Annotated in this window: 14 protein-coding genes, 1 pseudogene and 1 riboswitch; of the genes and pseudogenes, 5 read left to right on the forward strand and 10 right to left on the reverse strand. The window is 54.0% G+C overall.

The genetic code is table 11. From position 1 onward, the window contains the following. Positions 1–66 precede the first annotated feature (66 nt). The gene (locus AC6I8B_RS19635) at positions 67–1269 is read left to right on the forward strand and encodes an MFS transporter (RefSeq protein ID WP_157353263.1); all 1203 of its coding nucleotides are present in this window, start codon (positions 67–69) and stop codon (positions 1267–1269) included. Between the two features lie 63 nt (positions 1270–1332). Here the strand turns inward: AC6I8B_RS19635 and AC6I8B_RS19640 are convergent, their stop codons facing one another. Both AC6I8B_RS19640 and AC6I8B_RS19645 read right to left on the reverse strand, forming a co-directional pair. Next, positions 1333–1548, reverse strand: coding sequence for a YdgH/BhsA/McbA-like domain containing protein (locus AC6I8B_RS19640; RefSeq protein ID WP_010246960.1), 216 nt, complete (start codon positions 1546–1548; stop codon positions 1333–1335). Positions 1549–1657: 109 nt separating this feature from the next. Further along, a pseudogene (locus tag AC6I8B_RS19645) lies at positions 1658–2575 on the reverse strand (LysR family transcriptional regulator). 161 nt (positions 2576–2736) lie between these two features. Here AC6I8B_RS19645 and AC6I8B_RS19650 point away from each other — a divergent pair. Then, positions 2737–3417, forward strand: coding sequence for a type 1 glutamine amidotransferase domain-containing protein (locus AC6I8B_RS19650; RefSeq protein ID WP_157353201.1), 681 nt, complete (start codon positions 2737–2739; stop codon positions 3415–3417). A gap of 1081 nt (positions 3418–4498) precedes the next feature. On the opposite strand, the gene AC6I8B_RS19655 is transcribed toward AC6I8B_RS19650, so the two are convergent. Then, positions 4499–5011, reverse strand: a complete 513-nt coding sequence (locus AC6I8B_RS19655) for a LysR substrate-binding domain-containing protein (protein WP_497817774.1) — start codon at positions 5009–5011, stop codon at positions 4499–4501. Between the two features lie 398 nt (positions 5012–5409). On the opposite strand from AC6I8B_RS19655, the gene AC6I8B_RS19660 reads away from it, so the two are divergent. Then, positions 5410–5934, forward strand: coding sequence for a phenolic acid decarboxylase (locus AC6I8B_RS19660; protein WP_010246964.1), 525 nt, complete (start codon positions 5410–5412; stop codon positions 5932–5934). Here AC6I8B_RS19660 and clcA read toward each other — a convergent pair. Together clcA and AC6I8B_RS19670 are read right to left on the reverse strand one after the other, a co-directional pair. Beyond that, positions 5885–7282: a H(+)/Cl(-) exchange transporter ClcA gene (gene clcA / locus AC6I8B_RS19665; RefSeq protein ID WP_232526473.1), complete on the reverse strand. Its 1398-nt coding sequence runs from the start codon at positions 7280–7282 to the stop codon at positions 5885–5887. The genes AC6I8B_RS19660 and clcA overlap by 50 nt on opposite strands. Before the next feature lie 154 nt (positions 7283–7436). Next, complete coding sequence (locus tag AC6I8B_RS19670) at positions 7437–7745, reverse strand: YicS family protein (protein ID WP_157353199.1); 309 nt, start codon at positions 7743–7745, stop codon at positions 7437–7439. A gap of 165 nt (positions 7746–7910) precedes the next feature. Here AC6I8B_RS19670 and AC6I8B_RS19675 point away from each other — a divergent pair, with 165 nt between their 5' ends. Both AC6I8B_RS19675 and AC6I8B_RS19680 read left to right on the forward strand, forming a co-directional pair. Beyond that, positions 7911–9137 carry an FAD-dependent oxidoreductase gene (locus AC6I8B_RS19675; RefSeq protein WP_157353197.1) on the forward strand — a complete coding sequence of 409 codons (1227 nt, stop codon included), beginning with the start codon at positions 7911–7913 and terminating at the stop codon, positions 9135–9137. A gap of 152 nt (positions 9138–9289) precedes the next feature. Continuing rightward, positions 9290–11056: a sensor domain-containing phosphodiesterase gene (locus AC6I8B_RS19680; protein ID WP_332837880.1), complete on the forward strand. Its 1767-nt coding sequence runs from the start codon at positions 9290–9292 to the stop codon at positions 11054–11056. Between the two features lie 42 nt (positions 11057–11098). On the opposite strand, the gene AC6I8B_RS19685 is transcribed toward AC6I8B_RS19680, so the two are convergent. The 5 genes from AC6I8B_RS19685 to AC6I8B_RS19705 form a co-directional block, all read right to left on the reverse strand. Further along, positions 11099–12034, reverse strand: coding sequence for an ABC transporter substrate-binding protein (locus tag AC6I8B_RS19685; RefSeq protein ID WP_157353196.1), 936 nt, complete (start codon positions 12032–12034; stop codon positions 11099–11101). Positions 12035–12057: 23 nt separating this feature from the next. After that, the gene (locus AC6I8B_RS19690) at positions 12058–12819 is read right to left on the reverse strand and encodes an ABC transporter permease (protein ID WP_157353195.1); all 762 of its coding nucleotides are present in this window, start codon (positions 12817–12819) and stop codon (positions 12058–12060) included. Continuing rightward, entirely contained in the window at positions 12816–13556 is a 741-nt protein-coding gene (locus AC6I8B_RS19695; RefSeq protein ID WP_497817775.1) for an ABC transporter ATP-binding protein, read from the reverse strand. The genes AC6I8B_RS19690 and AC6I8B_RS19695 overlap by 4 nt, the downstream gene beginning before the upstream one ends. Beyond that, a complete protein-coding gene (gene tenA, locus AC6I8B_RS19700; protein WP_157353191.1) occupies positions 13553–14254 on the reverse strand; it encodes a thiaminase II in 702 nt (233 codons plus the stop codon). Before tenA ends, AC6I8B_RS19695 begins: the two co-directional genes overlap by 4 nt. Before the next feature lie 68 nt (positions 14255–14322). Next, positions 14323–14425: riboswitch (TPP riboswitch) on the reverse strand. Between the two features lie 106 nt (positions 14426–14531). Further along, the gene (locus tag AC6I8B_RS19705; RefSeq protein WP_157353189.1) at positions 14532–15962 is read right to left on the reverse strand and encodes a 6-phospho-beta-glucosidase; all 1431 of its coding nucleotides are present in this window, start codon (positions 15960–15962) and stop codon (positions 14532–14534) included. Between the last annotated feature and the right edge of the window lie 12 nt (positions 15963–15974).

Below are 15974 nucleotides of genomic sequence, written 5' to 3' on the forward strand. Positions count from 1 at the left end.
TAACACATAATTTCCCTTTTAACCGAAGCGCAACCGCCTTTAACACTTACTTTCCAGGGAAATAACATGTCTCAGCGTTCACTCTACGCGCTCTGTTTAATGAGCTTTTTTCTGGCCGATGTCCGCGACGGCCTGGGGCCATTTCTGGGCATCTTTCTTACGGAGCGACACTGGCGACCCGACGAAATCGGTCTGGTAATGACCTGTGGCGGTATCGCCGGATTACTTGCCACGCTGCCGGCAGGGATCGCCGCCGATGCGACCCGCCATAAAAAAATCATTGTGCTGCTGGGCTGTCTGGTGATTACCGTTGCCACGCTGCTGCTGTGGTACAGCAATCAGACCTGGACGGCGATGGTCTCGCAGGTTGTAGCCGGCCTGGCTGCGGCGTTTATCGGCCCGACTGTGGCGGGGATCACCTTAGGGCTCACGGGTCAGCGCGGCTTTAACCAGCAGATGGGACGCAATGAGGCGTTTAATCATGGCGGTAATACGATTGCTGCATTGCTGGCCGGTTTTTCAGCCTGGTACTGGGGCATGGGTGCCGTTTTCATTCTTATGACGGTAATGGCGGTTTTCGCTGCCTTCGCAACGCTGGCAATTCGCGGAAATGAGATCGATAACGATGTGGCGCGCGGTTATGAACCGCATGAAGAGCGTCAGCCAGCGCTGCACTTATCAATGTTGTTGCGAAACCCGGCGCTGATGATCGCCGGTTTGACGCTGCTGCTGTTTCATCTTGCCAATGCCGCGCTGCTGCCGATGCTGAGCATGCGCGTCGCCTCGGCAGGCGGCCAGGCGGCGATCAGTCCGGGCCTTTACGCGGCGGCAACGGTGGTGATTTCCCAACTGGTGATGATCCCGGTCGCGCTGTGGGTATCTAAACGCGTTGATACGCACGGCTATCGCCTGTTCATCATGGTCGCCCTGATGATATTACCGCTGCGCGCGGTTCTCGCCGCCGGCTTTGCCGGGCCGATTTTTGTCATTCCGGTTCAGGTTCTGGATGGTATTGCGGCCGGGATTCTCGGTGTGGCGGTGCCAGGCTATATTGTCTCCCTGCTGCGGGGTACGGGGCATGTTAACGCCGGGCAAAGCGTTATTATGCTGATGCAGGGCGCAGGTGCAGCGCTGAGTCCCGCCATGACGGGCATGATCGCCGCACGTTATTCCTACAGCACCGCGTTTGCGGTACTCGGCGCAATTGCGCTGGCAGCGCTGATTCTATGGTGGCGCACCGGTAGCGCCCCAGCCGCCCATCTGGCCTGATCGGACACAAAAAAGGCTGCCCATTGGGCAGCCTCTTCTGGCAAATCCGTTTGCGACCATCCGTTACTTATACAGTTCTGCGGTCATGTGAACACGGTTGTTGGTGTTCGCTTCCGTAATTTTATACTGCGCACCCTGTTCCTGAGCCTGAGCAGCAATTTTTGATTCTGCGCCATCCAGTGTGGATGAGGTGACAGAAACGCTCTCGGCAAAGCTGCCAAAAGAGATCAGAGAAAGAGTTGCGAGTGCGGCGATTGAAAGTGCTTTTACGTTTTTCATGGTCATATTCCTGAGTTATGAATTGGGAGGATGTTTGCCTCCGATGGGAATAATAGTAACTCAGGTTATGATATCAATATTAACTATTAGTGCGGCAATGGTGATCGTGCTAATTGTTTATCTGGGGATCAGACAGCGACTGTGCCGTCTCCATAATCAACGTCCTGAACCAGCGATGGGCAGGATCGTCGCGATAGCGTGCATGCCAGCCCATTTCAACCGGGAAGGTGCCCAGGTCAACCGGCGCGGGAACGATCCTGAGCCGCTAATCTCTTGAAAGATGCTGACAGATCAAACGCGGCAGGGTCGCGCAGTAGTCCGTGACCGCAATCATTTCCGGCACGGCCAGAAAGTGTGTGACGGAGACTGCAACCTGACGACGCAGGCCGCGCTGTTCAAGCGCCTGATATAACCCAGCGCGCATACGGCCAGGCGGCAGAACGTTGACATGCTTTAGCTGCTCATATTGCTCTGCGCTGAGGTTTTCGCCCACCAGCGGATGATCGGCGCGTATCACGCAGGCCAGACCTTCATTCATCAGGTGCTGAACGACGAGATTATCGGGCGGCTCCACGATACGGCCCAGCACCATATCGGTATTACCTGAAATCACACCGGTTTCAGTGACGTCATTGCCAAAAGGAGTGAGGCGGAGTCGGATGCCGGGCGCACAGCTCCTGAGGCGGGCCACGATGGCAGGCATCATGATGAATTCTACATAGCTGTTTGGCGCAAGCGTGAAGAGCCGGGTGGCATGAAGCGGATCAAAGTCCTGCTGGCCAAGAATAACCTTGTCGATCGATGACAGCGCAGCACCGACCACCTGAGCCAGCTGTTCCGCTTTCGGCGTCGGTCGCATCCCGTAACGCTCGCGGATAAATAGCGGATCGTTGAGCGTTTCACGCAGCCGGTTTAATGCATTAGAAAGCGCCGGCTGGGTTATACCAAGCCGTTCCGCTGCGCGAGTAACGTTGCGCTCTTCCATCATGACCAGCAAAACTGGCAGTAAATTCAGATCGTATTTCATTAATCTATAATGCTATGTGAATAACTGAAATTGAAGAAATAAATTTCATAAATATTCGTAACCCCGCCATGATTAACGGGTCAACGCAGAAGATAGCGGCTCAGACGCTGGTTCTGACTATCCTTACACCTGAAACCGACTAACTGTTATATGGAGCGGAAATGAAAATTTTAATGGTTTTGACCTCGCATGATGAGTTGGGCACCACTGGCAAGAAGACCGGTTTCTGGCTGGAAGAGCTTGCGGCACCTTACTATGCATTTCTTGATGCGGGCGCAGAGATTACCCTGGCTTCACCGAAGGGCGGACAGCCTCCACTCGATCCAAAAAGTGATGAACCCGATTCTCAGACTGATGAGACCCGTCGCTTCCATGCCGACTCTGCTGCTCAGGCAGTACTGGCCTCGACCGTCAAGCTTGATACTGTTGATCAGGCAGCGTTTGATGCCATTTTCTACCCAGGCGGCCATGGTCCTTTATGGGATCTGGCAAACGACAAACACTCCATTTCGCTGATTGAGCAAACCCTGCAGGCGGGCAAACCGGTTGCGCTGGTCTGTCATGCTCCAGGTGTCCTGCGTGATGTGAAAAATGCTGATGGCACGCCTCTGGTCAAAGGAAAGAAAGTTACTGGCTTTACGAACAGTGAAGAAGAGGGCGTTGGCCTGACTGACGTGGTGCCGTTCCTGGTTGAAGATGTACTAAAACAGAACGGCGGCCTTTACTCACGCGGTGATGACTGGCAGTCCTATACGGTTCAGGATGGCTTGCTGATTACCGGTCAGAACCCAGGTTCCTCAGCCGAGACCGCGAAGGTTTTACTGGCAAGCCTGGCGAAATAAAGATCTTTACAGCATGCTGAGTTTTGAGGGCGCCTGCGGGCGCCTTTTTTTATTGCTACCGTTAAGCGTCAGGATAGATAGTGACCTGCTTAATTATTCAGGTTGAATAGATTAGGACTCAATTTTTCTTAACATTGATAATAAATTTACGGGCGTTTCAGAGCTAAATGATTGCCTGAAAAATTCACTGCAAATATAAACATGTTTTTAAAACCAGTGTTGACATCGTTTTTTATATCCGTAGAGTAGGATTCATCAGCGGCGTGCAGTTGCCCTGATAGACTGAAAAACAAAGGTGTTATGTGTTAAAGGTGCCGACAAGTGTTTGAGTTGAAGTTGTCGGTGGTTCTGTTAAACATTGTTCTTTGAAACTGTTCGTTAGTTAAGATAACCCTGTTAAATGGAGTCGAAGTAAGTCTTTAAGAAGTATGTAGTATCGCGTCGCGATGATGTAAGGCCTCGTAGTTCTGAACGTTACGTTACGACAGGATACGATTGCGGTTTAAACGTCGTAATGAAAGTAAGGCAACGCATCAAAGAGTATATATCGCGATGGGGGTGTGCAGATTTATACGGGCCTGACCTGTCTTTGTCTCCTGAAAGACTATCAGGTGGTTGAAACCGATAATAATAGTGACATTTCAGTATCGTGATCATTATTATCCGCAGGATCTGTTCATAAATAGCAGTACCGAAGTAGTACCTATCAATTAAGTTAGTTAATGGTAAACGTAAAATCTGTAGTACCTTAAAAGCCCTGGCTATTTCAGTCAGGGCTTTTATCATTTTACGTTGTCTGTCAGTTCTTTTCAGAACGTAAATATGAGTAATTAACATTATCAAAGCAGCTTTTATCGATAATATTTAAAGTGATTCACGCGCGATTTATTCTCCTGCTATTGTTTCCTCAGTTCAACACTCTCTTTCCTGATCTCCCCAGCATCACTTTTACCCCGCTATCGACATAGTAAAGCGCGATTTTGCCTTTTCGACGTCGGACAGAATGCGATATAACGCCCCGTTATCCTGTCTGTTGCTTAAACAAAATCGCAAAACAGTGAGCCGCAGTCCGCTATCCTTGTTAATACACCACCGTTTTAGCCACGGACGGCCGTATTTCACACAGCCACTCATGCCCTTTGTGATGATGGGTTCGGTTATGCCAGGCCATGATTTTACTGAAGCCGGGGATGACCAGCGGTGGCGGCAACATGACCAGACCCGTAGTGTCGACCGCCAGTCGTTTCGGTACCACGCTTACCAAATCAGTGACGCGCAAAATTTCCGGGAGCACCAGAAAACTGCAAACTGAGAGCGTTACCCGGCGGGCCCGGCCAATCGCAGCCAAAGCCTGGTCGGTAACCCCATGAAAATTTCCGCCGGGCCACGTAACCAGCGCATGATCCTGCGCACAGAACTCATCCAGCGACAGCGTCGCACTGCCCGCCAGAGGATGATTTTCACTCAGCAGACAAAAATATTCTTCATTGAACAGTTGCCGCGTATGCAATGTCGGCGGCGTGGTCATTGGCGTCAGCAACGCCACATCAACTTTCCCATGTTCAAATTGTCCTGACAGGGTCTTATCTGGCAAAGTAATGATGCAAACATATTCAACCCAAGAAAAGGAAAGTATACGTTACACTCTTTCAATATATTGAAAAATAAGGAGTATATTTAAAATTGACTGACAAAAGAGTTACTCAGCAAGGTGATTGATGATTGATAGATATCTCGTCTCACCACTATGCATCTATAAGTTTCCACTAGTAATTCATATGAAAGTATCTCTTTTCAGGATTCTATTGCCTTCAGGGAGCCGGGAAGGGTTTTTTAAGGAGTTTTTAATTTACCCATTGCGAACCATTTCCGTTTTCAGATGGCAAAAAAATCAATCTGCGTCATAGTCAATATTCATCGAGTTATTGCGCTATAGCTTTCTTTTGAAATTCATCTGCGCCTGTTAAGTGCGCTATTCAAACAGAGGTTAAAATGTCTGCAGAATCTCCAGAGAATATCTCCAGCGATCTTTCACAGTTCGTCGGTACGCATTTTGTCTATACCTACGATAATGGCTGGAAATATGAGTGGTACGCTCGCAATGAAACCACCTGCGACTACCGCATTCATCAGGGACTGGTAGGTGGCCGCTGGGTGACCAACCAGAAAATGCACGCGATTCAGTTCGCCCCTGGCATCTACAAAGTAGACTGGCATGAACCCACCGGCACCTGCGTCAGCCTGCTGTTTGATCTGAATCGCACCCTGGTTCACGGCACAATTTTCTTCCCGCAGTGGATTGCCGGTGAAGGTCAGCATCCGGAAAAAACTATCTGTTATCAGAATGACTTCATTGAGGATATGCACCGCTTCCGCGATGAAGGCCCGGCTTATCCGTATGTGATCATTCCAGAGTTTGCGAAAGTGACCTATATGAAAAATGAAGGTCCAGATAACGATGAAGTGATCAATCAGGCACCCGGACAGATGCCTGCTGACTATTTTGATGGTAAGTAATTAAGCCGGTCACCCGCCCCTTCGGGCGGGTAGCTTCTGCCTGACGCGCCAGCGTGCGGGCCAGTATTGAGGAGTAGAGTGGTTTCCCCCCCAGAAACTGCGCCAGCAGCGTAGCACCCAGACAGGTAATAATCATCGGCAATATCAGCTGATAGTTATCGGTCATCTCCAGCACCAGTACGATACCGGTCAGCGGTGCCCTTACCGACGCCGCAAACAGTGCTCCCATCCCCGCGATAGCAAAGGTGCCCGCTTCCAGATGATAAAACGGGAAGAGGTCCGACATGGCCACCCCAAAGGCTGTGCCGAGCAGCGTACCCAGCGCCAGCATCGGCGCAAAAATACCGCCCGGCGCACCTGAGCCAAAACAGAGCAGGGTGGTCACCAGCCTGACCAGAAAGATTATCAGCAGCAGGGTGAACGGGAAGACGCCATGGACCGCCTGTGGGATCAGTTCTGAACCGCCGCCTGCGCCAGGTGCAAACATCAGAGCCAGAATACCGCAACCGCCGCCCAGCAATGCACCGGCCAGCACCACGCGTGCCGTTTTACCGGCATAAAAGCGCGCAAAAAGGTCCTGCGTGATAAATATCAGGCGGTTAAACAGGACGCCGACCATACCGATAATCATCCCGAGCACCAGATAGAGCCACAGCGTCTGCACGGGCGCATCAGCCAGCTTGCCGACGGAGATCACCGCCTCTTCGCCGTTGAAACAGCGGAACACAATGCTGGCCATAATCACACCGGTAAACACGGCTTTAATTGAAATCAGGTTATAGCGGAATTGCGGACGCATCTCCTCGATAATAAACAGGATGCCCGCCAGCGGCGCATTGAACGCCGCCGCCAGACCGGCCGCCGCGCCGGTTGCCAGCAGCGTATGACGTGCCTCATTGCTGCGCATCCCCAGAATATCAATGACCATGCGGCCAATGTTCCCGCCCAGCTGCACTGTCGGGCCTTCCCGGCCCAGCACCATACCGGCACCCAGCGTGCCCATGCCGCCAAAGAACTTCACCGGAATCACCCGCCACCAGCGCACAGGCCTCAGCTCTTCCAGCGCCCCTTCAATTTCAGGGATACCGGAGCCACCCGCTTCGGGAGCAAAGCGCCTGACGAGAAAATATCCCACCATCGCCAGCAGAGCCGAGATGGCAAAGGCGGCGGCGTAGAGCATCCAGCCCTGAAACTGCGATGGTATAAGCGTGTCAGCACGCCACTGCTGTATTGTTTCAACGGCCCGGGCAAACGCCACGCCCGCCAGGCCAACCAGCGTACCGACCAGCGCGGCACAGAACAGCATCGCCAGCGGCGTTTTATCACGATAGAGCAGGGCGCGAAACATCCGACTGCGCGCCGCGATGGAGCGGGGAACATAAACCGGCTGCGGTGATTCTTCATTCATTGAGAGACATTCTTGTTCAACCAGACCAGCGCCCCAGTTTACTGAGTGATAAGGTGAAAACAAACGTCAGGATCAATTTCATCGGGGTAAAGGGTTAATTCGTCTGTGGTGGACAAACCACTTGCGCCATGCGTTCGCGGTAGGCTGGATCATCCTGGTTTTTCAGCGCCTGAGCCGCCGCGGTCAGCGTGACCTGATTCTGCTTCTGGTTCTGCTTATCGTTAAGAAACGTCTGACGCAGTTTTTCATCGGAGATGGCTGGTAATAACTGGCACTTCTGGCGCAGATCGTCAGTTATCTGCTGCTGACGCAGCGCAAACTTCAGCGTGTCGTAGGGTGCGGCTGCCACAATCAGCGGGTTTAACAGCGGCAGAATAAACAGCGTGTTGCGGATCACGTTCATGATGGTCTCCTGACTGCTGAGGACAGGATCGGGTCTTCGGCAGTTTTCAGTTGATATTAATCGCATTGAGTGATTAGCCTGAGCACAATATCCCCGACCGACTGCGGCAATGTCGCCACGGTCGACGCAATAATCATAGCAATACTGGCGTGACAGGGAGCTGACATGCAGCCACATTCCACTGAAATTCTCACCGCTGACTGTTGTATCGTCGGCGGTGGCCCGGCCGGATTAATGCTGGGTTATCTGTTCGCCCGCGCAGGCCTGCGCGTGGTGGTGATCGAAAAGCACGCCGATTTTCTCCACGATTTTCGCGGTGACACCATCCATCCCTCGACGCTGGAAATTATGCATCAGCTGGGTCTGCTGGAATCTTTCCTGACGCTGCCGCATCAGCGTGCTGAAAAGCTGGAGGCGGAAATCGGCGGACAGAGTATTACGATGGCTGATTTCTCACGCCTGCCGGTTCAGTGCCGTTTTATCGCCTTTATGCCGCAGTGGGATTTCCTGAACTATATGGCTGAACAGAGCGCCCGGTATTCGGGCTTCAGCCTGCTGCAGTCGACCTCTTTTGAGTCGCTGAATGTTGAAAATGGCAAGGTCAGTGGTGTGATAGCTTCCCGCGGGAATCAGCAACTGCACATCCGCTGTAAACTGGTGGTCGGTGCAGATGGCCGCCATTCACGCGTACGCGAAGCGGCAGGACTGACCGGACAGGAATTCGGCGCAGCACGCGATGTCATCTGGTTCCGCTTAAGTAAACAGCCGCAGGATCCCGATCTGGGTATGGGGCATAAAGGGCCACGCCAGAACTTTATTGTTATCGATCGCGGCGACTACTGGCAGTGCGGACTGACCATTCCGAAAGGGGAGTTTGAAGCGAAACAGGCCGCCGGACTCGACGCGTTTAAAGCAGAAGTGGCGGCCCTGTCGCCCTTTGAAGCGACGCGCATGGCGGAAATCGAGAGCTGGGAAGCCTTTAAGCTGCTGTCGATACGGATTGACCGCCTGGATAAGTGGGCGAAACCCGGTGTTCTCTGCATTGGTGATGCGGCGCATGCCATGTCGCCGATTGGTGGGGTTGGCGTAAATCTGGCGATTCAGGATGCGGTAGCGACGGCGAATCTTTTGACCGATCCTCTGAAGCGAGGAGAACTGCAGCTGCGCGACCTGGAAAAAGTGCAGAAGCGCCGTCAGTTCCCTACCGTCGCCACACAGTTTTTGCAGATCAAAATGAGCCGCAGCAAAGCAAAAAGAAAACCTACGGGAAGCAGCAAGGTTCCCGCGATTATCCAGCGCCTGCCGTTTCTGCGTTTTGTACTGGGACGCCTTATCGGTCTGGGCTTCAGGACGGAGTCGCCGCAGGTTGCGCGCATGAAAGAAGAGCGTTAAATGATTTCGACAGCGATCAGATATCATGCGACACTGTTTCACTGTGAAAGTACTGTCAGATTGAGCCGCTATTTATCTGATAATTGGGCGCTAATTGAGCATTCCTGAGCTAAATTATTTTCGATTTTTGCGCCTGCATAGGAGAGGTTTCAGTGCATAACGAGCAAAATGGCAGCGACGTAAAACGTCTGAGTGCGATCAAGGCACTTTTGTCCCCGGATGAAGCCCGGGATAAGGTGCTGGAAAGATTCGTTAATCTCGCCAGCCAGGTGCTGGGTATTTCTGGCAGCTTCATTTCAATTATTGACGATCATAACCAATATATTAAAGCGTCCCGCAACTTCGATCTTAAGCAATCGACCCGTGATGAATCTCTTTGCCGCCACGTCATTGATGGTGAGGGACATCTGGTGGTGTATGACACCTTACTGGATGAGCGCTTTGTCACGCACCCGTTTGTGAAAGGCGATCCGCATATTCGTTTCTACGCCGGTGTCTCGCTGCAGAACCTAGACGGCGCGGTGCTGGGCACGCTCTGCGTCACCGACACCCAGCCACATCCCTTTACGGATGAGAAACTCGCTACGCTGCGCTCACTGGCTACGCTGGTCACCTCATTTCTGGATGCCTGGAACAATGCGGGTTTTGCCGACGTCATTACGCACCTGCCGAATCGCCCACGTCTGATTCGTGATATTCAGCAACTGACCCTTGTCGCACCACAGAGCCGCTTTCGCCTGATTCTTATCGACTGCCTCGACATCATTCGCGCCTATGAGCTTTCCCGTGCGGTGGGCATTGCGCCGATGGAGAAACTGCTAAAGCAGATGGCGCAGGATGTCGCTCACCGGCTCAATCTTCCGGAGAATGAAACGCTCTATACTTTCGCTCCAGGCCGTTTTGCCATTGTTCAGCCCTACTCGGGTCGTTATACCGCACATAACATGATCGACCTGTTTAAGGGCATGAAGGCCGATCTGGCGGAAAATATCACGCTCGACCTGGATGTCTTTACCGGTGAAACAGAGTTTGTACCGGGCCAGATGGATGCCAATGAAACGGTGCGTCAGGCCGTGAGCGCGCTGCATGAGGCGGTGGATGAGAACATCAGTGCAATGTGTTTTGAAGAGAGTTACGACTCGCGGCGCACCGATGACTTTATGATCATGAACGATCTGGCTCAGGCGCTGAATAAAGACGAAGAGCTTTACCTGGCCTGGCAGCCTAAAGTGTGTCTCAAAAGCGGTAAAACGGTCGGGCTGGAGGCGCTTATCCGCTGGAATCATCCTGAGCGGGGCGAGCTTTTCCCTTCAGAATTCATTCCGTTAGCGGGTAAAACCAACCTGATTTCCGATCTGACCAACTGGGTTATCGATCACACCATTGAGCAGCTTGCGCGCTGGGATCGCGAATACGATCTGATTCCGGTTTCGATCAACGTCAGCGAACGCGACTTCGCAAAGCCCGATTTTGCCGATCTGTTGGTGGCAAAATTAGCGGCGGCTCAGTTACCCAATTCTATTCTGGGCATTGAGTGCCTGGAGAATGAACTGATCACCAAAACCAATGTGGCGATCAGCGGGCTGGAAGCGCTGAAATCACACGGCTTTGTGATCTCGCTGGATGATTTCGGCACTGGCTACAGCAACATCAGCTATCTGCAGGATATCCCGCTGGATGTGATTAAGATCGACCGATCCCTGATCTCGCGTATGGGTGAAGATGACGCATCAAAAATCATCGTCAGATGCATTATTCAGATGCTGAAAGAGCTGAACTACACCGTGCTGGCCGAGGGCGTTGAGACGGAAGCCACCCTGACGTTGCTGAAAACTTACGGTTGCGATCAAATCCAGGGCTACTTCTTTTCTAAACCGCTGCCAGCCAGCGATATTGAACACTGGCTTTATCAGAAGTGATGCCAGGCAAATGGCCCGCAGCGATCGTTGCGGGCTCTCTTATTACTCACTGCCGGTGGCGTAGCGCTCAACCGGCGTGATGCTTTTAATCAGCTTGTTATCAAACAGAAATTGCTCGTAAGCCTGATAGCGTGCGCGATCCAGTTTTGCCGGATCGGCGGCAAACAGCGGCAGGGTGGCACGCCATGCCTGATGATTCAGCGGCGTGTTCAGCTCCGGATGCGCGCGGGCAAAGGCCTGCCAGCTCTCCTCCGGGTGCGCCTGCAACTGCGCATTACCCTTCTTCAGTGCCCGCAAAAACTTTTTGATTTTCTCCGAGTGTGCCTCATCACGGTTGGCGACGATGATCAGTTCGTCATAGGCCGGAACACCATAATCCTCGACGTTGAAGACTACCGGGTTTTTACCGTGCTGTTTCATCTCCAGCGCTTCGATATTGCGATAGCCGCCGATAACCGCATCCACTTGCCCGGTCATCAGGGCGCTGGTGAGCTGGAAATTGACGTTAACCAGCTTAACCTGATCGGCCTTAACACCATCATGGTTCAGCATGGTCGCCAGCGTCGCCTGTTCAATGCCGCTGACCGAATAGCCGATACGTTTCCCTTTTAAATCGGCTGGTTTTTTTACCGTTTCGTCTAACGTCATCAGCGTATTCAGCGGACTGTTAATTAACGTCCCCACCCGCATCAAGGGCAATCCCTGATCGGCGAAGAAATGCAGCTGCGGCTGATAGGTAATCGCTAAGTCCGCCTGCCTGGCTGCCACCAGACGCGGCGGCAGCGCCGGATCGGAAGGTGGCACAATGTTAACCTCCAGCCCTTCTGCCGCAAACGCGCCGGTCTGCTGGGCCACCATAATTGGTGCGTGATCGGGATTGATATACCAGTCGAGCACCAGTGTCAGTTTCTCCATCGCCTGAGCCTGTGTGGCTAAAGTGGCGCTGAACAGCAGGGTAAACAGAGGCATTTTTGTCATGGGTTGTCTCATTGGTTTAGTCATTAATGTGTCTCAGGTGCCCAGCTAATCAGGCGGCGCAGCAGGATGTCGAGGGTCAGCCACAGGGCTAGCGTCATCAGCACCAGAATAAACAAGGCGGCGAAACAGAGGTCGCTCTGCATCCGGGCGTTGGCATTCAGCATCACGTAGCCCAGCCCTTCGGCCGAGCCGACCCATTCACCGATGATTGCGCCTATTGGCGCGACGGCTGCCGCCATCCGCAATCCTGAGCCCAGGGCGGGCAGCGCGGCTAACAGCCGGACATGGCGCAGTTGCGCTGCAGGTGATGCGCCCAGCGTGCGAGCCAGATCGAGATAGCCGGGCGTGACGTGACGCAGGCCATCAAAAAAGGCGGAGGTCACCGGGAAGAAGATCACCAGGACGGCCATCGCGACTTTGGCGCCCATGCCGAAACCAAACCAGAGCACCAGCAGCGGCGCCAGGGCAAAAACCGGAATCGCCTGGCTGGTGATCACCAGCGGCATCATCCAGCGCTGCAGCCATGGCGAAAAGGTCATGCCCAGCGCCAGCACGCTCCCAAGCAGCACGCCGAGGGCCATGCCGCTGACGATCTCGGTCAGGGTAATCAAAGTGTGATGGCCGAGATAACCTGCGTTTTGCCACAGTGCGATGGCGACCGCAGCGGGTGAGGGCAGCAGAAAGGCCGGAACCGAAGTCAGTGTGGCGAGCCACCACAGCGCAATTAGTCCGGCAAACAGCATCACTCCACGGTGAAGACCGGCAAAACCTTTGTGTAATCTCATCCCGCTATCCTGCTCAGCTGCTTCAGCAATGCGGCCTGACTCTGCAATACCTGTATGTCGTCTGCAGCCCGCGGTGGCTGGCCCGCCAGGGGCGGGCAGGTTTCAATTCCCGCAGAACCGATCATAAGCACGTGGTGACTGAGCCGACAGGCTTCGGCGGCGTCATGGGTAATCAGCAGCACGGTGTGTCCGACCAGCACTTCTGCGGCCAGCGTCTGGATCTGAGGGCGGGTGAGTGCATCCAGTGCGGAGAAGGGCTCATCCATCAGCACAACGGGCTGACGGGTGTAGAGGGTGCGGGCCAGCGCGGCGCGCTGACGCATCCCGCCGGAAAGTGTCGCGGGTCGCGCGTTCGCAGAGTGGCTCAGACCTACCCGCATCAGCAGATGCTGCGCCCAGTCGCGATCAACCCTTTCACCTCTCAGACGACTGGCGAGACAGACATTTTGTTCAACCGTGAGCCACGGATAGAGCAGATCCTGTTGCCCCATCCAGGCGATGCGTCCGGTCAGTGGCAGGCCGTCGCTGCCGCTGACCTGCCCGGCGGTGGGTGGCGTCAGACCAGCAATGACCCGCATCAGGCTGCTTTTTCCGACGCCGCTGGCACCCAGTAAAGCGGTAAAAGCACCGCCCGCGATCTCCAGATCAAGCTGGCTGAAGAGTGGCTGCTGGCCATAATTCAGGCTGAGCTGGCGAATTGAAATGCCTGGCGGCACCGGACTGCACGGCAGGTTCATGAGCTGATCCGCTGGGCGGCAGCATGGTTGAGACCCATCTGCCAGAAAGCGGCTTCCAGCCGGGTCGCGGTGGTGAAGATCTCCGCCAGCGGGTTAAACCGGTGTTCACCGGCGCGCTGCCGGGCCAGGGTTTCAAACAGTGAAATTGAGGAGCGAACGCCAGCCAGATAGGCTTCGTCGCCGTAATTTTCTATCCATGCCGCGTAAGGATTCCCCTCAAAGCGGGTTGCGGGATCATGCAGTAGTGTCAGGCCAATTTCAGCGTAACCGGCAACGCACGGCATCAGCGCGGTCAGCAGCTCCAGCGCATCCCCGGTGTGACCCACGTCCAGCACGTAGCGGGTGTAGTTGAGCGTTTCCACTGCCTCGGGTTCGCTCGCCATTGCCGCCTCGCTGATGCCCCATTGCTGGCAGTAAGCCTGGTGAAGTGGCAGTTCGCTGACGATAGCGTTAAGCGATGCCGTTGCGCTGCGTAAGGCTGCTGGCTCGGAAAGTTTGCTGATCAGCAGGCCCCAGGCACGGGCGAAGTGCAACAGAAACAGATAATCCTGGGTGAGATAGTGGCGGAAGGCGGCGGGTGGCAGGGTGCCCTGACCGAGTTGCCGCACAAAATCGTGCCCGATATAGGCGTGCCATTGACTGCCCGCCTGCTGGCGCAGACGACCATAAAAGCCGGTGTCGAAAAGCGGATGTGACATAGGATCTCCAGTAACAGGGAGATCCGGGCATACGGTCTGGAACAGGGAATGTTGCAGGAGATGACGCAGAAAATCTGCCGACCCGTCCCTTCGCTGGCATGACCCAGATCAGGTTCAAAGGGTTCGGCTTACGCCATCTCAGCCCATTACAGGACACCCCTCGGAGACATTGGTTATACGATAATTACTGCCGGAGTACAACGGCAGAAATAAGCGTTCTGTTCCGGCGTTGCTGTCGCGCCAGTAACAGCATGACGATAGATTTTAAGTGACGTTGTCACTCAAGATCCGCACCATTACTGGCAATGACTTTTTTGTACCACCAGAAGGATTTCTTCCGCGTGCGCGCCAGCGTGCCGTTACCCAGGTCGTCGCGGTCAACATAGACAAATCCGTAGCGCTTGCTCATTTCACCCGTTGAGGCGGCAACCAGATCGATACAGCCCCAGCTGGTGTAACCCATCACTGGCACGCCATCCTCGATCGCGTCGCCCATGGCGCGGATATGTTCGCGCAGATAGCTGATGCGGTAATCATCGTTGATCTCGCCATTTGATTCGATCTCATCGCGCGCGCCCAGGCCATTCTCCACCAGAAACAGCGGCTTCTGATAGCGGTCATACATCATATTCATCGTGATGCGTAAGCCTAGCGGATCGATACCCCAGCCCCACTCACTGCGCGGTACATGGGGATTGGTCAGGGATTTCACCACATTGGCGGCGCTGCTGTTCTGCTCGTTCATTTCTGCCGAGGCGCAACGTGAGGCGTAGTAGCTGAACGAGACAAAATCGACGCTGTTTTTCAGAATGTCGTCATCGCCGTCAGCGATCTCAAGCGTCACACCTTTTTCACGGAATACGCGGGCGGCGTAGGCCGGATAGGCCCCACGCGCCTGCACGTCAATAAAGAACAGGTTTTCGCGATCCTTTTCCAGCGCAGCCCAGACATCTTCCGGCTTGCTCGACCAGGGATAGAAGTTGCCGCCTGCCAGCATGCAGCCGACCTGGTTCATCGGATTCACTTCATGCGCGATGCGCGTCACCAGCGCGCTGGCGACCAGTTCATGATGGGCCGCCTGATACTTTACCTGATCCTTGTTCTCACCGGGTTCGAACACCAGACCGGCGCCGGAAAAGGGGCTGTGCAGCAGGATATTAATCTCATTGAAGGTCAGCCAGTATTTCACAAGGCCATCAAACGCCTCAAAGCAGCTGCGGGCATAGCGGGCAAAAAAGTCGACCATTTTGCGATTGCGCCACGAGCCATATTCAGTCACCAGATGCATCGGCACATCAAAGTGACAGAGCGTGACCAGCGGTTCGATATTATATTTCCGGCACTCCTCAAAGACCGCGCGGTAAAAGGCGATGCCTTGCGGATTGGGCGTCAGTTCATCGCCATTGGGATAGAGACGGCTCCAGGCAATCGACGTGCGGAACACGCTGAACCCCATCTCCGCCATCAGCGCAATGTCTTCCGGATAGCGGTGATAAAAATCGATGGCTTCATGGCTGGGATAAAATTCATCGTCACGCAGGGTAAAACGCTTTTCCAGACCGAGTTTGACCGGCATACGGTGCAGTCCATGTGGAATCATGTCGACGGTGGTTAAGCCCTTTCCGCCCTCACGAAAGCCGCCTTCACACTGGTTGGCGGCCAGTGCGCCGCCCCATAAAAATCCTTGCGGAAACCTTGAATCAGACATGCAATCCTCTTT

Source organism: Pantoea sp. X-Soil-ISGK-285, from assembly GCF_059730815.1.